Here is a 17,845-nt window from a genome sequence, read left to right on the forward strand (position 1 = left end):
CGGACCCGGGCGGCCGTGGCGCCGACCGACCCGCTCAGACCCCGGCGGCAGCCGCCTTCACCGGTCCGGTCAGCGCCGCGGCCGCCGCGCCCACCAGGCCCGCGTCCGTGCCCATCTCGGCCGGGACGACCTCCAGGCGTCGCACGAAGGAGAGAGTGGCGTAGTCGGTCAGGGCCTTGCGCAGCGGGCCGAACAGGACCTCCCCCGCCTTGCCCACGCCGCCGCCGACGACCGCGATGTCGATCTCGACCAGGGTGGCGGTCGCGGCGATACCCGCCGCCAGGGCCCGCGCGGCGCGTTCGAAGGAGGCCACCGCGACCGGGTCCCCGGCACGCGCCGCGGCGGCCACCGCGGCGGCCGAGGCGTCGCCGTCGGGGCCGGGCCGCCAGCCGTTGGCCAGCGCCCGGCGGGCGATGTTCGGGCCGCTGGCGATCCGCTCCACGCAGCCGCGCGAGCCGCACGGGCACGGGTCGCCGTCCAGGTCGACGCTGATGTGCCCGATGTGCCCGGCGTTGCCCGTCGGGCCCGGGTGCAGCCGGCCGCCCAGCACCAGGCCGCCGCCGACGCCGGTGGAGACCACCATGCACAGCGCGTTGTCGTGGCCGCGTGCGGCGCCCTGCCAGTGCTCGGCCGCCGTGATGGCCACCCCGTCGCCGATCAGCTCCACGGGCAGCCCGCCCACCGCGGAGCGGACCCGCTCCACCAGCGGGTAGCCGCGCCAGCCGGGCACGTTGACCGGGCTGACCGTGCCGGCGGAGGCGTCCACGGGCCCGGCGCTGCCGATCCCCAGGGCCGCGACCCGCCCCCACAGCGGGGACGCCGTCAGATCACCGAGGACGTCGGTCACCGCCCGCATCACGGTGTCGCCGTCCTCCTGCGCGGGCGTCGCGCGCTGGGCGCGCACCAGGATGCCGCCGCGGCCGTCCACCAGGGCTGCGGCGATCTTGGTGCCGCCGATGTCGAGCGCGGCCACGAGGTCGGTGTGCATCAGAGTCGGATCTCCCCGTCAACCATGAAAAAACCAAGAGGTGGGCGCAGTCCCGGTCGCGCGGTGGGGCGGCGGGCCGAGTGTGCGGGGGACAGTCTCTCGCGCCTTTGACAACGTTGTCCAGGCTCTATGCTCGACGCCACATCCGTGAAACGCTTCCGGGGACCCGCCCTCCCCGCGGGAACGACAGGACAGGACGCCCCATCGTGCCAGAGACCGCCCGCCGTGCCGACCGCCCCGGCGACCACCGCCCAGGGAACCGCTACGGCAACCGTCCGACCATGAAGGACGTGGCGGCCCGGGCCGGCGTGGGCCTCAAGACCGTCTCCCGGGTGGTCAACGGCGAGCCCGGCGTCACCCCCGACACCGAGCGGCGGGTCCAGGAGGCCATCGAGGCGCTGGGCTTCCGCCGCAACGACAGCGCCCGGGTGCTGCGCAAGGGCCGCACGGCGAGCATCGGACTGGTGCTGGAGGATCTTGCCGACCCGTTCTACGGGCCGCTGAGCCGCGCGGTCGAGGAGGTGGCCCGCGCGCACGGCGCGCTGCTCATCAACGGCTCCAGCGCCGAGGACCCCGACCGCGAGCAGGAACTGGCGCTGGCGCTGTGCGCGCGCCGGGTGGACGGCCTGGTGATCATTCCGGCCGGCGACGACCACCGGTATCTGGAGCCGGAGATCAGGGCGGGCGTCGCGACCGTGTTCGTGGACCGTCCGGCGGGGCGGATCGACGCGGACGTGGTGCTGTCGGACAACTTCGGCGGTGCCCGGGACGGCGTCGCGCACCTGATCGCGCACGGCCACCGCCGGATCGGCTTCATCGGCGACATGCCGCGCATCCACACGGCCGCCGAGCGGCTGCGCGGCTACCGGGCGGCGATGGAGGACGCCGGGACAGCCGTCGCGGACGGGTGGATGTCGCTGGGCGGCACCGATCCGGAGCGGGTGCGCCGGGCGGCGGAGGAGATGCTGTCCGGACCGGACGCGGTGACCGCCGTCTTCACGGGCAACAACCGGGTGACCGTCACCGTGATCCGTGTGCTGGCCGCGCTGTCCCGGCCGGTGGCCCTCGTCGGCTTCGACGACCTGGAACTCGCCGATCTGCTCCAGCCGGGCGTGACCGTCGTCGCCCAGGACGCGGCGGCACTCGGCCGCACCGCCGCCGAGCGTCTCTTCCGCCAGTTGGACGGCACCCTGCTCGCTCCCGAGCGCATCGAGCTGCCGACCCGGCTGGTGGAGCGCGGCTCGGGCGAGATCCCGCCGTCGGGCTGAGCGGCCCCACGGCCCGAAGCGTGCCGGGCGTGACCGCGCGCGGTCACGCCCGTCCCGGCGGGTGTGGCTACTGCGCGGACGCCGTCAGGTCGCCGCGGCGCGGGGCGGCGAAGCCCTCCAGGTCGGCCCGGGTGAGACCGGTCAGGCGGGCCACCTCGGCTATGTCGAGGGCGCCGCAGTCCAGGCCGCGCAGCAGGTAGCCGCTGAGCGCCTTGGCGGTGGCGGGCTCGTCCATCACGTCGCCCTCGGTGCGGTTGGCGTAGCGGGACAGGCGGGCGGCGGCCTGCTCGAAGCCCTCGCGGTAGAAGGCGAACACGGCCGCGTACCGGGTGGGGATGTGGCCGGGGTGCATGTCCCAGCCCTGGTAGTAGGCGCGGGCCAGGGCGCGGCGGGTGAGGCCGTAGTGCAGCCGCCAGGCGTCGTGCACCTTCTCGGTCGGGCCGACGGGCAGGACGTTGGTGGAGCCGTCCGACACGCGGACGCCGGTGCCGGCCGCGGCGACCTGCATGACGGCCTTGGCATGGTCGGCGGCCGGGTGGTCGCTGGCCTGGTAGGCGGCGGAGACGCCGAGGCAGGCGCTGTAGTCGAAGGTGCCGTAGTGCAGTCCGGTGGCCCGGCCCTCGGCGGCCTGGATCATCCGGGCGACGGCGGCGGTGCCGTCGGCGGCGAGGATGGACTGGCTGGTCTCGATCTGGATCTCGAAGCCGAGCCGGCCGGGCTCCAGGGCGTGCGCCTTCTCGAACGCCTCCAGGAGCCGGACCATCGCGGTGACCTGCTCGGGGTAGGTCACCTTGGGCAGGGTCAGCACCAGTCCCTCGGGCAGGCCGCCGGCCGCGATCAGGCCGCTGAGGAAGATGTCGAGGGTGCGGATGCCCCGGTCGCGTACCGGCGCCTCCATGCACTTCATGCGGATGCCCATGTAGGGGGCGGCCGTGCCGTTCGCGTACGCCTCGGCGACCAGGCGGGCGGCGCGGGCGGCCGCCTCGTCCTCCTCGGCGTCCGGGCGGGGGCCGTAGCCGTCCTCGAAGTCGATGCGCAGGTCCTCGATCGGCTCGCGCTCCAGCTTGGCGCGGACGCGGGAGTGGACCGGTTCGGCGAGTTCGTCGCTCAGGCCGAGGACGGCCGCGAAGGCGGCGGCGTCGGGGGCGTGCTCGTCCAGCGTGGCGAGCGCCCGGTCGCCCCAGGAGCGGAGGGTGTCGGCGGCGAAGACGTCACCGGGGACGTAGACGGTGTGGACGGGCTGGCGGGTTCCCGGGTCGCCCGGGTAGCGCCGCTCCAGCTCGGCGTCGACCGGCGCGAGGGAGGCGCTGATCTCCTCGCTGACGGCGCCCGCGAGGCTCGTCGACACCTTCTCCTGCTGGCCCTGACCCATCCCACACCCTCCAATTTTCCGCTCTACGGAATCAACAATCCGTAGAATGAAGTTATCCGTGGATCTTCCCGCCGGTCAACACCTGTCCGCAGCCTGAGCCATCGACCGGCCCGGGACAACCTGGGAATACTCAGGCCCCCGTGACCACGCGGGTCACGGGGGCCTGGGGAGACCGGAGTCGCCGGCCGGGGAGGTCAGCCCTTGCGGGTCTTGATCTCCTCGGTGAGCTGCGGGACGACCTCGAACAGGTCGCCGACGACGCCGTAGTCGACCAGGTCGAAGATCGGGGCCTCGGGGTCCTTGTTCACGGCCACGATCGTCTTCGACGTCTGCATGCCGGCGCGGTGCTGGATCGCGCCGGAGATGCCGTTGGCGACGTAGAGCTGCGGCGAGACGGACTTGCCGGTCTGGCCGACCTGGTTGGTGTGCGGGTACCAGCCCGCGTCCACCGCGGCGCGCGAGGCGCCCACGGCGGCGCCGAGCGAGTCGGCCAGCGCCTCGATGATCGCGAAGTTCTCCGCGCCGTTGACACCGCGGCCGCCGGAGACCACGATCGCGGCCTCGGTCAGCTCCGGGCGGCCGGTCGACTCACGCGGCGTACGGCCGGTGATCTTCGTGCCGGTGGCCTGGGCGGAGAAGGACACGCTCAGGGCCTCGACCGCGCCGGCGGCCGGGGCGGCCTCCACGGCGGCGCTGTTCGGCTTGACCGTGATGACCGGGGTGCCCTTGGAGACACGGGACTTGGTGGTGAAGGAGGCGGCGAACACCGACTGGGTGGCCACCGGGCCCTCGTCGCCGGCCTCCAGGTCGACGGCGTCGGTGATGACGCCCGAGCCGAGGCGCAGCGCGAGCCGGGCGGCGATCTCCTTGCCCTCGGCGGAGGACGGCACCAGGACGGCGGCCGGGGAGACGGCCTCGACGGCGGCCTGGAGCGCGTCCACCTTCGGCACCACCAGGTAGTCGGCGTACTCGGCGGCCTCGTGGGTGAGGACCTTCACCGCGCCGTGCTCGGCGAGCGCGGCGGCGGTGTCGCCGGCGCCGTTGCCCAGCGCGACGGCGACCGGCTCGCCGACGCGGCGGGCCAGGGTCAGCAGCTCCAGGGTGGGCTTGCGGACGGCGCCGTCCACGTGGTCGACGTAGACGAGAACTTCAGCCATGGGACTTCTTCTCTCCTGCTTGCGAGGTGTGCGGGGGCGGTCGGCGAGCGGGCTCTAGATGAACTTCTGGCCCGCGAGGAACTCGGCGAGCTGCTTGCCGCCCTCGCCCTCGTCCTTGACGATCGTGCCCGCGGTGCGGGCCGGGCGCTCGGTGGCCGACTCGACCGCGGTGTACGCGTTCTCCAGGCCGACCTCGTCCGCGTCGATGTCCAGGTCGGACAGGTCCCAGGACTCCACCGGCTTCTTCTTGGCCGCCATGATGCCCTTGAAGGACGGGTAGCGGGCCTCGCCGGACTGGTCGGTCACCGACACGACGGCCGGCAGGGAGGCCTCGAGCTGCTCGGAGGCGGCGTCGCCGTCGCGGCGGCCCTTGACCGTGCCGTCCTCGACCGACACCTCGGAGAGCAGGGTGACCTGCGGGACGCCCAGGCGCTCGGCCAGCAGGGCCGGCACGACGCCCATGGTGCCGTCGGTGGAGGCCATGCCGGAGATCACCAGGTCGTAGCCGGCCTTCTCGATCGCCTTGGCCAGCACCAGCGAGGTGCCGATGGCGTCCGTGCCGTGCAGGTCCTCGTCCTCGACGTGGATCGCCTTGTCGGCGCCCATCGACAGCGCCTTGCGCAGCGCGTCCTTGGCGTCGTCCGGGCCCACCGTCAGCACGGTGACCTCGGCGTCGTCGGCGTCGTCGGCGATCTGCAGCGCCTGCTCGACGGCGTATTCGTCGAGCTCGGAGAGCAGACCGTCCACGTCGTCCCGGTCGACGGTCAGGTCATCGGCGAAGTGCCGGTCGCCAGTGGCGTCGGGCACGTACTTCACAGTGACAACGATCCTCAAGCTCACGCCGGCTCTCCTACTGCATCGTCATTTCCAGGGCTGCCTTCTTGCAGGCAGCATAGGTGCCTGAAGCGGCCGATCCCGGTCGGGGCGACCCCGCGCTCCGAGCGGAATATTACTCGTCAGTACACCCAGTTCATTCCCGCTAAGCAAGCGCTTTGAACTGTGACCTTCGCAACGCAGCGTAACCGGAACTCGACCGGACCGCAGGTCCGGGGCCCGGCGGCGGGCTCGGGCGACGGCGGCCTCGGGCGGGGAGACGGACGCGGGGCCGGGGAGGCGGACGCGGGGCCGGGGAGGCGGACTCAGTCGCGCAGGCCGCTGAAGCGGCCCTGGTGGTACAGCAGGGGCCGGCCGGCGCCGGCCGGGTCGCCGAGGAGCACCTCGGCGATGACGATGCGGTGGTCCCCGGCCGGGACCCGGGCGACGATCCGGCAGACCAGCCAGGCCAGCACGCCGTCCAGCACCGGGACGCTCTCGGGGCCCTCGCGCCAGGCGGTGGGCGCGCCGAAGCGGTCGGCGCCGCTGCGCGCGAAGGTGGCCGCCAGTTCCTCCTGGTGCTCGCCGAGTATGTGCACGCCGATGTGGTCGGTGGCGGACACCGCCGGCCAGCTGGAGGCGCCGGCGCCGATGCCGAAGGAGATCAGCGGCGGCTCGGCGGAGACGGAGGTGAGCGAGGTCGCGGTGAAGCCGACCGGGCCCGCCGGGCCGCGGGCGGTGATCACGGCCACACCGGCGGCGTGCCGCCGGAAGACGGAGCGCAGCAGGTCGGGCGAGGCGGGCTGGAGGTCACCGGGAGTGCCGAGGGCGGGGGTGGCCGTCATGGAGTTGTCCTTCTGGTGGTGGGACGAGCGGGAACCGTGGCTGCTCAACAGCCCGGACAGCGCGCGCTCGCGGTACGGACGAGGTCGACGTGCGCCCGCCCGAAGAGAAGGAGTTCCCGGTCCATGCAGCCAGGCTGACGATGGATGGCGGGCACAGTCAAGTGGCGTCGGACACATGGGACGTGCCTCACGGTGGCGGACACGGCGTCAGACCGCCTCCCCCAGCGCCGCGATGACGTCCGCCCTGCGCGGCTGCCCGGCAGCGCGCCGTACGACCCGGCCGGCCGCGTCGAGGACCAGCACGGTGGGGGTCTTGAGGACGCCGAGTTCGCGCACGAGACCGAGGCGGTCCTCGGCGTCGATCTCGACGTGGGCGACGCCGGGCACCATCGCGGCGACCTCGCCGAGGATCCGGCGGGTGGCCCGGCAGGGGGCGCAGAAGGCGGAGGAGAACTGCACCAGCGTGGCGCGCTCGCCCAGCTCCGCGCCCAACCGGGCGGCGTCGAGCCGCCCTTCGTCCTCGCCTGCGCGCACCGCACTCTCCCTCTCCATCAGGCTTCATCCGGCTTCGTCCGGCTTCATCCGGCCCGTGGCCGCCGCGGGCACCGGACCGGGCGCCGGCGGCGCACGGCCTTTCGGCCCTCGGTTTTCCTCTTCAGTCCTCAGCGTCTTGGCGGCCGCGGTTGATTCCCGGCCGCCGCGGCGACGGGCGCGCCGTGCCGTTGGGCCGACGTGACGAGGATCTCGCCGTGTACGGGCACGCGGACTGGCTACCCGGCCGTTCTTCGGGCACGATCTGCGACATGCCGTAAACCTACGGCAGCGTAACTTCTTGCAGGGAGTCCCCCCTTCCCTGGCAGACAGAAGGGTCCACCCCGCCCATGGCCGAGCTTGTCTACCGTCCCGTCATCGGTTTCGCCCGCACCATGTTCAAGGTGTGGGACCTCAAGATCGATTGCCGGGGGTCGGAGAACATTCCGCGCTCGGGCGGTGCCGTGCTGGTGAGCAATCACATCAGCTACCTGGACTTCATCTTCAACGGCCTGGCGGCCCTCCCCCAGAACCGCCTGGTGCGCTTCATGGCGAAGGAGTCGGTCTTCCGGCACCGCGTCTCCGGTCCGCTGATGCGCGGCATGAAGCACATCCCGGTGGACCGCGCGCGGGGCGAGGCGGCCTACGAGCACGCGCTGGACTCGCTGCGCTCGGGCGAGGTGATCGGGGTCTTCCCCGAGGCGACCATCTCCGAGTCGTTCACGCTCAAGAGCTTCAAGTCGGGCGCGGCCCGGCTGGCCCAGGAGGCGGGCGTCCCGCTGATCCCGATGGCGGTCTGGGGCACCCAGCGGCTGTGGACCAAGGGGCACCCGCGCAACTTCCGGCGCAGCCACACGCCCGTCACCATCCGGGTGGGCGAAGCGGTCGAGGCGCCCCGCGACCAGTACGCCGGCGCCATCACCCGCCGGCTGCGCGAGCGCGTCCAGGAGCTGCTGGAGGCCGCGCAGCGCGCCTACCCGGTGCGCCCCAGGGGCGCGGAGGACACCTGGTGGATGCCCGCCCACCTCGGCGGCACCGCCCCGACCCCGGAGCAGCTCCGGCTGGCCGAGGCCCACTGACCGCGGCCGGGCGGGTCCGGTCGCACGACGGCACGACCCGCTTCTCCCGTCGCCTCCGGGCGCCCCGGAGACATCGGGCGCTCCGGCCCGGTCAGGCGGCGGGCCCGGTCAGGCGGCGGACCGCGGTGTGTGCACGGTGATGCGCGCTCCCGGGCTGAACTTCTCCAGCAGTTCCGCCAGTTCGGCGGCCGCCGCCTCGGCCTCGGCGACCGGCATCGGGGCCATGCTCTCCAGCAGGAACAGGCCGGAGACGGTCCGCTCGGTCAGCCGGGTGCGCGGTCCCTAGCGCCAGTTCCAGCGGCGGCAGGTGACGCCGGCCTCGTCGCACCACACCACTTCGCCCGCGTCGGGGTGCTCGACGGTCTCCTCACCGCCCGCGACGGTCGCGAAGTCCTCCTGGCCGTTGGCGCGCACCAGGCGCATGCCGCCCTGGATGAGAGCGAGGTCCTCGCCGCCGACCGGGATGAGCCGGGCGACGCTGACGGCGTTGTAGACGTCGACCAGGACGTTGATCCGCGGCAGTCCGGCGTCCGAGAGCGCCCGCTTCGCCAGCGCCTCGGCCGAGTTGCGGGTGCGGGAGGGCTTGGAGCCGAACGCCGTGTAGACCTCGCGCCAGGCGGCCATGTGGGCGTCCTCGTGCGGCGCGCGGCCCTCCAGCCGTGCGGCCAGCCGGCCGGCCGCGTCGTCGAGCAGCGCCGAACTGGCCTCGGTGCTGGGCCCGTTGGTCAGTTCGTACGCCTCCACCGCCACATGGGTGAAGCCGGGCGCGAGTGCGCGCACCTCGTCGGACACGCTGAGCTGGAGTGTCATCGTTCTGTCGCCGTTCTGTCGCCTCGGGATCAGAGTGCGGTGGGCAGCGTCTTCCACAGCCGCGGCCGGTCGGGGGCAGCTTTGAGCGCGTTCAGCACGACCGGATGTGGTTCAGCGTACAGTACCGGGTAGTCCATTTCATTCGCCTCCGGATCGACCGGGAAGGCCAGCCGCTCACCGGCGAGGGAGAACCGCGCACCGGAGCCCGGTACGCCGCCGCGCGCGTCCTGCCGGTGCCAGGCACCGTTGAAGCGCACCGCGACCAGTCCGTGCACGACATGTCCGCCGATCTCCTCGTCGTGCGTGAGGCGCTGGTAGCACAGGGCGGCCGGGATGTCCTCGGCCCGCAGCAGCGCGGCCAGGGCGTGCGCCTTGGCGTGGCAGACGCCGGTGCGCAGCCGCAGGACGTCGGAGGCCCGCCAGGTGACGCGCGGATCGCCCGAGTCCTGGGAGTGCGGGATGGTGTCGCGCACGAACTCGTAGGCGGCTCGCGCATAGGCATACGAGTCGGCGACCCCCTCGGCAAGGCGGGCCGCCGTTTCACGGACCACCGGGTGTTCATGATCGATCGCCTCGTCAGCGGCCAGATAGCGGGACAGGTCGGGGGTGTGCTGGATCAGCTCCATGTCCGCAGAGCATAGGAATGCGATCACCCGTCAGTCAATGACTTTCCATGTGATCGCATAACTATGCAGATCGTCCCACCGGTCCGGCGCTCGCCCCGGCCGGTGTCCACGGGGCGGACACGGCGCGCCTCAGCGCGCCATCTCCTCCTTCAGCGCCGCCAGGAACGCGTCCACGTCGTCCTCGGTGGTGTCGAAGGAGCACATCCAGCGCACGACGCCCTCGGTCTCGTCCCAGAAGTAGAACCGGAACCGCTTCTGCAGCCGCTCACTCACGTCGTGCGGCAGCTTGGCGAAGACGCCGTTGGCCTGCACCGGGTAGAGGATCTCCGCCCCGTGCACGGCGCGCACGCCCTCCGCGAGCCGCTGGGCCATCGCGTTGGCGTGCCGGGCGTTGCGCAGCCACAGGTCCTTGGCGAGCAGGGCCTCCAACTGGACCGAGACGAAGCGCATCTTGGAGGCGAGCTGCATGCTCATCTTGCGGATGTGCTTCATCTTGCGGACGGCGTCCTGGTCGAGGACGACGACCGCCTCGCCGAACATCGCGCCGTTCTTCGTCCCGCCCAGGGAGAGGATGTCGACGCCCACCGCGTTGGTGAACGTGCGCATCGGCACGTCCAGCGAGGCCGCCGCGTTGGCTATCCGGGAGCCGTCCAGGTGCACCCGCATGCCGTGCGCGTGGGCGTGCTCGCAGATCGCGCGGATCTCCTCGGGCGTGTAGAGCGTGCCCAGCTCGGTGCTCTGGGTGATCGACACCACCTGCGGCATGGCCCGGTGCTCGTCCTCCCAGCCGTACGCCTGCCGGTCGATCAGCTCGGGAGTGAGCTTGCCGTCCGGGGTGGGCACGGTGAGCAGCTTGAGGCCGCCCATGCGCTCGGGGGCGCCGCCCTCGTCCACGTTGATGTGCGCGCTCTCGGCGCAGATCACCGCGCCCCAGCGGTCGGTGACCGCCTGGAGCGCGACGACGTTGGCGCCGGTGCCGTTGAAGACCGGGAACGCCTCGGCGCCGGCGCCGAAGTGGCTGCGCACGACGCGCTGGAGGCCCTCGGTGTAGTCGTCCTCGCCGTACGCGACCTGGTGGCCGCCGTTGGCCAGGGCCAGGGCGGCGAGCACCTCCGGGTGGACCCCGGCGTAGTTGTCGCTGGCGAAACCGCGGACCTCCGGGTCGTGGTGGCGACGCGCGTCGGTCTTGGCGGGGTTCACGGCTGCTCGGTCAGCCACAGACGTTTTCCGTTCACTTCCGCGGCGGGCTCGGCCCAGACGTCGACGATGGCCTCGGCCAGGTCCTTGACGTCCGTGAAGCCCGCGAACTTCGCGTTGGGTCGCTCGGCGCGCATCGCGTCGTGCACCAACGCCTTCACCACCAGGATCGCAGCCGCCGATGTCGGTCCGTCGGCGCCCTCGGCCTTCCCGGCCTTGCGGAAGTAGTCGGCCATGGCGAGCGTCCACGCCTCGGCGGCGGCCTTGGCCGCGGAGTAGGCGGCGTTGCCCGCGGTGGGCCTGGTCGCGCCGGCGGCGCTGATCAGCAGGTACCGGCCGCGCTCGCTGCGCTGCAGCGCCTCGTGGAAGGCCAGCGAGGTGTGCTGCACGGTCTTGACGAGCAGCAGCTCCAGGAAGTCCCAGTCGTCCAGGCTGGTCTTGGTGAAGGTCTCGCTGCCGCGCCAGCCGCCGACGAGGTGGACCAGGCCGTCGACGCGGCCGAAGTCCTTCTCGACGTGGGCGGCCCACTCGCGGGTGGACTTCAGGTCCAGCAGGTCGACCGTGTCGCCGGTGACGGTGGCGCCGCCGGAGGCGTAGCGGGCCGCGTCCACGGCTTCGGAGAGCCGCTCGGGGTCGTTGTCCGCGCCGACGACGGTCGCGCCCGCCTCGGCGAGCCTGAGCAGCGCCGCCCGGCCGGCGGGGCCGCCCGCGCCGGCCACCGCGATCACCGCACCGCTGAGAGCCCCGTTCCCCATGTTCTTCGCCTCCGTAGCAGCAGTGTTCTCGCCGTGGTCGCTCACGCGGCGACCCGCTCGGCGCCGTTCGCCGTGATGCCCTTGGTGGAGGCGATCACGTTCTTCAGCTTCTTGGACAGTGCCTCGTAGAACATGCTGAGCGGAAACTCGTCCGCGAGCACGTCGTCGACGAGCTTGCGCGGCGGCAGGCTCAGGTCCAGCGCGTCGGGGCCCTTGGCCCACTTGGAGCCGGGGTGCGGGGCGAGGTAGGCGGAGACCAGCTCGTAGCCGGCGAACCAGTGCACCAGCTTGGGGCGGTCGATGCCGTCGCGGTAGAGGTTCTCGATCTCGGCGCACAGCTCGTTGGTGACCTGCGGGGCGCGCTCCCAGTCTATGGAGAGCCGGTTGTCGGTCCAGCGCACCACGTCGTGCTTGTGCAGGTAGGCGAAGAGCAGCTGGCCGCCGAGGCCGTCGTAGTTGCGCACCCGCTCGCCGGTGACCGGGAAGCGGAACATGCGGTCGAAGAGGACCGCGTACTGCACGTCGCGGGCCTGCGGGACGCCGTCCGCCTGGAGCTTGACGGCCTCCTTGAACGCCGTGAGGTCGCAGCGCAGCTCCTCCAGGCCGTACATCCAGAACGGCTGGCGCTGCTTGATCATGAACGGGTCGAACGGCAGGTCGCCGTGGCTGTGGGTGCGGTCGTGGACCATGTCCCACAGGACGAAGGCCTCCTCGCAGCGCTTCTGGTCGTGGACCAGGGCGGCGATGTCCTCGGGCAGCTCCAGGCCCAGCAGGTCGACGGCGGCGGCGGTGACCCGGCGGAAGCGGGCGGCCTCGCGGTCGCAGAAGATGCCGCCCCAGGAGAAGCGCTCCGGCGCCTCGCGCACGGCGATGGTCTCGGGGAAGAGGACGGCGGAGTTGGTGTCGTAGCCGGCCGTGAAGTCCTCGAAGGTGATGCCGCAGAACAGCGGGTTGTCGTAGCGGGTGCGCTCCAGCTCGGCCAGCCAGTCGGGCCAGACCATGCGCAGCACGACCGCCTCCAGGTTGCGGTCCGGGTTGCCGTTCTGCGTGTACATCGGGAAGACGACCAGGTGCTGGAGGCCGTCCGCGCGCTCGGCGGCGGGCTGGAAGGCCAGCAGCGAGTCGAGGAAGTCCGGCACCTGGAAGCCGTCGTCGGCCCAGCGGCGCAGGTCCGCGACGAGCGCGCGGTGGTAGGCGGCGTCGTGCGGCAGCAGCGGGGACAGGCGCTCCACGGCGTCCGTCACCCGGCGTACGGCGTCCTCTGCGTCGGTCCGGGACGGCGCGCCCTCGGCCTGGAAGTCGATCGAGCCGTCCTTCGACTGCCATGGCCGGATCTGCTCCACGGCATCCTTGAGCACGGGCCACGCCGGGTGCTCAACCACCCTGGTCGCCGGAGGAACCTCCCCCTCGGCACCCACCTGCACAAGAATTTCCGTCATGACCCATCCTCCACGGGAGAAGCTCGCGTAAGGAGACCGTATACATACAGCGTTTCTCCCATCAAGGGCACCCTCAGGAAATTATTCTGCGCACGGCCACGTCCACCGGTCATTTTCCTGCCGAATACCCGGATGGCGGCTACATGTGCTCACCCGTTCGGGTGATGTGAACCGCCGTGCCACCCAGGCGATTTCCGGCCTGCGGCGCCCGCCGGACGACCGCTCGCGGCCGCCGGTCAACCCCCGCGCGACGCGCCCACGCCCGAGTGATCGTCCCCGCGCGCCGAACCCGGGCGGCGCCCGGCCGTCACCCCAGTGCGCCGTGTACGCGGGGGTTCAACGGGGGTGCGGGCCGTTAGGCTGCGGGCCTGCCGCGTGGACGACGAGGTCCCCGTAGGTCCGCGTGCGCGCCGAGCCGCCGTCGACGGAAGCGAGTTGAACCTTGAACTTCCTTACCATCGGTCACCGCGGAGTCATGGGTGTCGAGCCCGAGAACACCCTCCGTTCCTTCGTGGCCGCCCAGCAGGCCGGCCTCGACGTCATCGAACTCGATCTGCACCTCAGCAAGGACGGCGCGCTCGTCGTCATGCACGACGCGGAGGTGGACCGCACGACCGACGGCAGCGGCGCCATCGCCGACAAGACCCTCGCCGAGCTGCGGACGCTCGACGCCGGGCACGGCGAGCGGATCCCGCTGTTCGAGGAGGTCCTGGACGCCGTCGACGCACCGTTGCAGGCGGAGATCAAGGACGCGGCCGCGGCGCGGACGCTGGCCGAGGTCATGCACCGGCGCGACCTGCTCTCCCGGGTGGAGGTGCTCTCGTTCCACGACGAGGCGCTCACCGAGGTCGCCCGCCTGGTGCCCGGCGTCCGCACGGCGCTCGTCGCCGACCACTACGGCCCGGAGGTCGTCGGGCGCGCCACCGCCGCCGGCGCCGCCACCCTCGTGCTGAACATCCGCCGGCTCACCCTGGAGACCGTCGAACACGCCCGCGCCGCGAACCTGAGGATCATCGGCTGGGTGGTGAACACCCTCGACCAGCTGCGGCTCGTCCGCGCCCTGGAACTGGACGGGGCCACCACCGACTACCCGGAGATCAAGCGCACCGGCCGCTTCACCGCGTGAGGGCGCGCGGCCCGGATCAGCCCAGCTCCTTGACCAGCAGCTCGAAGACCAGGTCGTCGCGGAGCGGGACGCCGAAGCGCTCGTCGCCGTACGGGAAGGGGCTCGTGCGCCCCGTACGGCGGTAGCCGCGGCGCTCGTACCAGGCGATCAGCTCCTCGCGCACGGAGATCACGGTCATGTGCATCTCCGTCGCGCCCCAGCTCTCCCGGACCCGGCGCTCCGCCTCCGCGATGATCGCCTTGCCGAGGCCGGCGCCCTGGAGGGCCGGGCTGACGGCGAACATCCCGAAGTAGGCGTGCGTGCCGCGGTGCTCCAGCTGGCAGCAGGCCACCACGCGGCCGTCCCGCTCGACCGCCAGCAGCCTGCTGTCGGGCGAGGTGATCACGGCCAGCACGCCTTCGGCGTCCGTCCGCCGCCCGTCGAGGATGTCCGCCTCGGTGGTCCAGCCGCCCCGGCTGGCGTCGCCGCGGTACGCCGACTCGATCAGCGCCACCAGCGTGTCGGCGTCGGCCTCGGTGGCGTCCCGGAAGGTCAGTGGGGTGGCGGCGGTCTCCATGGGGGCGGTGCCTTTCGTACGCGTGCGGCAGGTGGGGCAGGACGCCATCCTGCCACCAGATCCCGCCGTCGCGTCTGCCGCGTCCGGCCGCGGACCTCGGCGAAGGGCCTGCGACTGGGCGCGGTGACCCGGCTGCGCGGGAACGCGGGGCGGGCGCCTCGGCCCCGGGTGCGGCTCGCGTCGCGGGGCGGGGCGGGCGCGGATCCGGCTCCAGGGCCTAAGCTCCGGCGCATGGTGCACGTACTCAGCAGCAGGACACTGCTCCAGCCCACCGACCCCGAGCGCTCCCGCCGCTTCTACGGCGAACAGCTGGGCCTGCCCGTCTACCGCGAGTTCGGCACGGGGCCGGAGCGGGGCACCGTCTACTTCCTGGGCGGCGGCTTCCTGGAGCTGTCGGGCCGCTCCGACGCCCCGCGCTCCCCCGCCGTGCGGCTCTGGCTCCAGGTGGCGGACGTGGCTGCCGCCCACGCGGAACTGCGGGCGGCGGGCGTCGAGATCGCGCGGGCGCCGGTCCGCGAACCGTGGGGGCTGATCGAGATGTGGATCGCCGACCCCGACGGCACCCCCGTCGTCCTCGTCGAGGTGCCCGCGGACCACCCGCTGCGCCACCGGGCCGGGATCTAGCGTCTTCCCGCGCGGATAGGGCGCCGCAGGGGCGTTCCCGTGCGTACCGCTCCGGCTGGCCACCGTCGGTGACCGGGGATAGCGTGCTGCTGGTGGGGGCGAGCCTTCCCGGAGGAGTGCCATGGAGTTCGACAAGCCGGTGATCGGCGGCCCCTGCTGGGCGGAGCTGGGCACCAGCGATCTGGCGGCGGCCAAGCAGTTCTACGGTGAGGTCTTCGCCTGGCGGTGCGACACCGACTCCCGCCCGGAGCTGCGCGGGTACACCGTCGCCCGGCTGGGCGGCGCGGCGGTCGCCGGACTCGGCCCCCTGTACCGGCCCACGCAGCCGATCGCCTGGAACGTCTCGTTCGCCGTCGCCGACGTCGACGCGGCCACGCACAAGGTGGTGGCGGCCGGCGGAACGGTGATCCGGGGCCCGATGGACATCTTCGACGAGGGCCGCCGCACGGTGGCGCTCGACCCGTCCGGCGCGGCCTTCCAGATGTGGCAGGCGCGCGACTTCCCCGGCGCCGGCGTCTTCAACCGGCCCGGCGCCCTCGGCTGGGTGGAACTCGCGACCCGCGACGTCAAGCGGGCCAGGGACTTCTACACGACCGTGTTCGGCTGGAGCGTCAACGCCTCCGAGTGGTACACGCAGTGGGGCACGCACGGCATGGACTTCGGCGGCGTGACGGCGCTGCACGGCCGCTTCCCGGTCGACGTGCCGCCGCACTGGCTGCCGTACTTCGCGGTCGAGGACGTGGACGGCACCACCGAGGTCGCGCTGCGGGCGGGCGGCAAGGCCCTCCAGGAGCCCACCTCCGTCCCGGACGGCCCCCGCATCGCGGTGCTCCGCGACCCGCAGGGCGCGGCCTACGGCGTCTACCAGGCCGGTGACGAGGACGCCGGGCAGTCCGGCGCGTCCGACACCGGACAGGACACGGGACGGGACGGCGGGACGGGGCCGGCGGCGGGCTGAGGACACCGGACAGGAACGGGCGGGCTCCCGAGAGGACGGCGTCAGGTCCGGGGCAGTCCGGGGCGGCCCTCCAGCCTGCCCAGCAGCTCGCACAGGAGTACGGCCAGCTCGCCGCGACCGTCGCCGTCGAGACCGGCGAGGACGCTTCGCTCGTAGGCGAGCTGTTCGGGCAGGATGCCGTCGACCAGGTCCCGTCCGGCGTCGGTGAGGCGGACGTGGGCGACCCTGCGGTCCCGGGTGTCGCCGCGCCGCTCGACCAGAGCGCGCTCGGTCAGCTGCTTGAGGCGCTTGGTGACGGCGGCGCCCGAGGAGAACGTCTCGCGGGCCAGCTCGCTGGGGGTGAGTTCGTGCCCGGTGCGCCGCAGCGCGCCGAGCAGGTCGAACTCGGGCCGGCTGAGCCCGGCCCGGCGCAGCGGCGCGTCCTCGGCCTGCTGGAGGAGGGCGGCGCAGCGGTTGATGCGGCCGATGATCTCCATCGGCGCCGTGTCCAGCTCGGGATGGACGGACCGCCACTGGCGTACGACCGCGGCGACGGTGTCCTCGCGGCCGCCGGCGGCCTCCCGGGCCGCCGTGGCGCCGTCGGCGTCACCGGTGGTCGCCCGGCCGGTGGCGCCGCCGTCGGTGGCGTCACCCTCGCCGGTCGCGTCGCCGGGTGCCGGCCGTCCGTTGTCCGCCGTCATGGCCGTGGGTCCTCCGTCGTGCCGTCCGTGCTGGTCGCCGGGGTGTGCAGGCCCAGGCGACGTATCGTCGCGGCGAGCGTACGGTGTGCGGACCGCTCGGTGAGCACGACCCGCTCCTGGGGCAGGGCGCGCTGCCACCACTCGCCGGAGGCGGCGTCGGCGGTGGCGCGCAGCTCGACCAGCGCGGCGGCCAGGCCCCGGCGGGCGGACTCCAGCGCGGCGGGCTCGGCCCGCTCCTCGGCGAGCAGCCGCGCGGCTCGCTCGCGTGCCCGGTCGACGGCGCTCAGGACGTCCTCGATGCGGTCGCCGGCCCGCCGGTTGGTGACGGCCACGGCGGCCGCGAAGCCGACCAGTGCGCCGACCACGGTGTCCACCGCGCGCTCGGTGATCAGCTCGCCCATCGCCTGCCGCCGGGCGAACTCGGTGATGAGCAGGGCCATCGGGGTCACGCAGAGAGAGCCGAGCCAGTAGTTGCGGCCCATCAGCGCCTCGGCGCCGAAGTTGAGGACCAGGCAGCACAGGACGAGGGCCACGCCGCTGGTGTGCGCGAGCGGGGCGATGGCCGCGAAGACGAGGACGCCGGCGAGGTTGCCGACGACCCGCTGGACGCTCCGGCTCCAGGTGAGGGTCAGGTTGGCCTGGTAGAGGGCGGCGGCGGTGACCAGGGCCCAGTAGGGGCGGCCGATGCCGAGCGCGAGGGAGGCGTATCCGGCGAGCGCGCAGCCGAGGGCGGTGCGCAGCGCGATCGGGGTGAGCGGGCCGAGCCGGCTCCACCAGGGGCGGTGCGGGGCGGCGCTCTCCGCCGCCACGCCGAGCAGTTCGTCGGTGGCCGCGGCCGTCTCGCCCACGCTCGGGACCGGTCCGCTGCCGCACAGCCCGCGCGCCCAGGTCCGCAGCAGGTGCGGGTCGGCGTCGGCCGGGGCGGCGAGCGCGACCTCGGCGCGCACGACGAGGCGTTCCAGGGCGCGCCGGGGCCCGGTGCGGGCGACGGTGGCCAGCAGCGCCTGCCAGGCGGCCTGCA

18 protein-coding genes and 1 pseudogene are annotated in these 17,845 nt (G+C 73.2%); 5 read left to right on the plus strand and 14 right to left on the minus strand.

Going from position 1 to position 17,845, the window contains the following annotated elements:
• Positions 1–34: 34 nt before the first annotated feature.
• Complete coding sequence (locus tag ABEB07_RS19400; RefSeq protein WP_176148018.1) at positions 35–988, minus strand: ROK family protein; 954 nt, start codon at positions 986–988, stop codon at positions 35–37.
• Between the two features lie 206 nt (positions 989–1,194).
• Between ABEB07_RS19400 and ABEB07_RS19405 the strand changes: the two genes are divergently transcribed.
• On the plus strand, positions 1,195–2,256 hold the full coding sequence (locus tag ABEB07_RS19405) for a LacI family DNA-binding transcriptional regulator (RefSeq protein WP_164587880.1): 1,062 nt from the start codon (positions 1,195–1,197) through the stop codon (positions 2,254–2,256).
• Positions 2,257–2,323: 67 nt separating this feature from the next.
• On the opposite strand, the gene ABEB07_RS19410 is transcribed toward ABEB07_RS19405, so the two are convergent.
• The 5 genes from ABEB07_RS19410 to ABEB07_RS19430 form a co-directional block, all read right to left on the minus strand.
• Complete coding sequence (locus tag ABEB07_RS19410) at positions 2,324–3,628, minus strand: DUF6986 family protein (protein ID WP_345669489.1); 1,305 nt, start codon at positions 3,626–3,628, stop codon at positions 2,324–2,326.
• A gap of 194 nt (positions 3,629–3,822) precedes the next feature.
• Complete coding sequence (locus ABEB07_RS19415; RefSeq protein WP_176148020.1) at positions 3,823–4,785, minus strand: electron transfer flavoprotein subunit alpha/FixB family protein; 963 nt, start codon at positions 4,783–4,785, stop codon at positions 3,823–3,825.
• 54 nt (positions 4,786–4,839) lie between these two features.
• Positions 4,840–5,625, minus strand: coding sequence for an electron transfer flavoprotein subunit beta/FixA family protein (locus ABEB07_RS19420; protein WP_164587883.1), 786 nt, complete (start codon positions 5,623–5,625; stop codon positions 4,840–4,842).
• Positions 5,626–5,924: 299 nt separating this feature from the next.
• Positions 5,925–6,443, minus strand: a complete 519-nt coding sequence (locus ABEB07_RS19425; protein ID WP_164587884.1) for a flavin reductase family protein — start codon at positions 6,441–6,443, stop codon at positions 5,925–5,927.
• Positions 6,444–6,650: 207 nt separating this feature from the next.
• Positions 6,651–6,977, minus strand: coding sequence for a TlpA family protein disulfide reductase (locus ABEB07_RS19430; RefSeq protein WP_343235900.1), 327 nt, complete (start codon positions 6,975–6,977; stop codon positions 6,651–6,653).
• 347 nt (positions 6,978–7,324) lie between these two features.
• Between ABEB07_RS19430 and ABEB07_RS19435 the strand changes: the two genes are divergently transcribed.
• The gene (locus ABEB07_RS19435; protein WP_345669491.1) at positions 7,325–8,053 is read left to right on the plus strand and encodes a lysophospholipid acyltransferase family protein; all 729 of its coding nucleotides are present in this window, start codon (positions 7,325–7,327) and stop codon (positions 8,051–8,053) included.
• A gap of 108 nt (positions 8,054–8,161) precedes the next feature.
• Here ABEB07_RS19435 and ABEB07_RS19440 read toward each other — a convergent pair.
• The 5 genes and pseudogenes from ABEB07_RS19440 to ABEB07_RS19460 all read right to left on the minus strand — a co-directional run bounded on the left by ABEB07_RS19440 (position 8,162) and on the right by ABEB07_RS19460 (position 12,880).
• Positions 8,162–8,863, minus strand: a pseudogene (locus ABEB07_RS19440) (B3/B4 domain-containing protein).
• A gap of 29 nt (positions 8,864–8,892) precedes the next feature.
• Positions 8,893–9,489: a transglutaminase family protein gene (locus ABEB07_RS19445; RefSeq protein ID WP_345669492.1), complete on the minus strand. Its 597-nt coding sequence runs from the start codon at positions 9,487–9,489 to the stop codon at positions 8,893–8,895.
• Between the two features lie 129 nt (positions 9,490–9,618).
• The gene (locus ABEB07_RS19450) at positions 9,619–10,689 is read right to left on the minus strand and encodes a threonine aldolase family protein (RefSeq protein ID WP_176151859.1); all 1,071 of its coding nucleotides are present in this window, start codon (positions 10,687–10,689) and stop codon (positions 9,619–9,621) included.
• On the minus strand, positions 10,686–11,441 hold the full coding sequence (locus tag ABEB07_RS19455) for an SDR family oxidoreductase (RefSeq protein ID WP_345669493.1): 756 nt from the start codon (positions 11,439–11,441) through the stop codon (positions 10,686–10,688). The genes ABEB07_RS19450 and ABEB07_RS19455 overlap by 4 nt, the downstream gene beginning before the upstream one ends.
• 41 nt (positions 11,442–11,482) lie before the next feature.
• Positions 11,483–12,880 carry a DUF6421 family protein gene (locus tag ABEB07_RS19460; protein ID WP_176148025.1) on the minus strand — a complete coding sequence of 466 codons (1,398 nt, stop codon included), beginning with the start codon at positions 12,878–12,880 and terminating at the stop codon, positions 11,483–11,485.
• Positions 12,881–13,322: 442 nt separating this feature from the next.
• Here ABEB07_RS19460 and ABEB07_RS19465 point away from each other — a divergent pair, with 442 nt between their 5' ends.
• Positions 13,323–14,006: a glycerophosphodiester phosphodiesterase gene (locus ABEB07_RS19465; protein WP_345669494.1), complete on the plus strand. Its 684-nt coding sequence runs from the start codon at positions 13,323–13,325 to the stop codon at positions 14,004–14,006.
• Positions 14,007–14,022: 16 nt separating this feature from the next.
• Here ABEB07_RS19465 and ABEB07_RS19470 read toward each other — a convergent pair whose 3' ends face one another.
• Complete coding sequence (locus ABEB07_RS19470; protein ID WP_164587891.1) at positions 14,023–14,562, minus strand: GNAT family N-acetyltransferase; 540 nt, start codon at positions 14,560–14,562, stop codon at positions 14,023–14,025.
• Between the two features lie 231 nt (positions 14,563–14,793).
• Here ABEB07_RS19470 and ABEB07_RS19475 point away from each other — a divergent pair, with 231 nt between their 5' ends.
• Together ABEB07_RS19475 and ABEB07_RS19480 are read left to right on the plus strand one after the other, a co-directional pair.
• On the plus strand, positions 14,794–15,186 hold the full coding sequence (locus ABEB07_RS19475; protein ID WP_176148027.1) for a VOC family protein: 393 nt from the start codon (positions 14,794–14,796) through the stop codon (positions 15,184–15,186).
• 121 nt (positions 15,187–15,307) lie between these two features.
• Positions 15,308–16,144, plus strand: a complete 837-nt coding sequence (locus tag ABEB07_RS19480) for a VOC family protein (RefSeq protein ID WP_345669495.1) — start codon at positions 15,308–15,310, stop codon at positions 16,142–16,144.
• A 41-nt stretch (positions 16,145–16,185) separates the two neighbouring features.
• On the opposite strand, the gene ABEB07_RS19485 is transcribed toward ABEB07_RS19480, so the two are convergent.
• Both ABEB07_RS19485 and ABEB07_RS19490 read right to left on the minus strand, forming a co-directional pair.
• A complete protein-coding gene (locus ABEB07_RS19485) occupies positions 16,186–16,824 on the minus strand; it encodes a MarR family winged helix-turn-helix transcriptional regulator (protein WP_176148029.1) in 639 nt (212 codons plus the stop codon).
• The coding region (locus tag ABEB07_RS19490) for an FUSC family protein (protein WP_345669496.1) at positions 16,821–17,845 on the minus strand (1,025 nt) is incomplete at its 5' end. The genes ABEB07_RS19485 and ABEB07_RS19490, both read right to left, overlap by 4 nt.

The organism is Streptomyces similanensis, assembly GCF_039543625.1.
Lineage (GTDB): Bacteria > Actinomycetota > Actinomycetes > Streptomycetales > Streptomycetaceae > Streptomyces > Streptomyces similanensis.

Bases quoted from the DNA above. Each gene is read 5' to 3' on its own strand.
- ABEB07_RS19410 (WP_345669489.1), bottom strand. From the start codon at position 3,628: ATGGGTCAGGGCCAGCAGGAGAAGGTGTCGACGAGCCTCGCGGGCGCC.
- ABEB07_RS19485 (WP_176148029.1), bottom strand. From the start codon at position 16,824: ATGACGGCGGACAACGGACGGCCGGCACCCGGCGACGCGACCGGCGAG.
- ABEB07_RS19475 (WP_176148027.1), top strand. From the start codon at position 14,794: ATGGTGCACGTACTCAGCAGCAGGACACTGCTCCAGCCCACCGACCCC.
- ABEB07_RS19425 (WP_164587884.1), bottom strand. From the start codon at position 6,443: ATGACGGCCACCCCCGCCCTCGGCACTCCCGGTGACCTCCAGCCCGCC.
- ABEB07_RS19480 (WP_345669495.1), top strand. From the start codon at position 15,308: ATGGAGTTCGACAAGCCGGTGATCGGCGGCCCCTGCTGGGCGGAGCTG.
- ABEB07_RS19455 (WP_345669493.1), bottom strand. From the start codon at position 11,441: ATGGGGAACGGGGCTCTCAGCGGTGCGGTGATCGCGGTGGCCGGCGCG.
- ABEB07_RS19445 (WP_345669492.1), bottom strand. From the start codon at position 9,489: ATGGAGCTGATCCAGCACACCCCCGACCTGTCCCGCTATCTGGCCGCT.
- ABEB07_RS19435 (WP_345669491.1), top strand. From the start codon at position 7,325: ATGGCCGAGCTTGTCTACCGTCCCGTCATCGGTTTCGCCCGCACCATG.
- ABEB07_RS19470 (WP_164587891.1), bottom strand. From the start codon at position 14,562: ATGGAGACCGCCGCCACCCCACTGACCTTCCGGGACGCCACCGAGGCC.
- ABEB07_RS19415 (WP_176148020.1), bottom strand. From the start codon at position 4,785: ATGGCTGAAGTTCTCGTCTACGTCGACCACGTGGACGGCGCCGTCCGC.
- ABEB07_RS19460 (WP_176148025.1), bottom strand. From the start codon at position 12,880: ATGACGGAAATTCTTGTGCAGGTGGGTGCCGAGGGGGAGGTTCCTCCG.
- ABEB07_RS19400 (WP_176148018.1), bottom strand. From the start codon at position 988: ATGCACACCGACCTCGTGGCCGCGCTCGACATCGGCGGCACCAAGATC.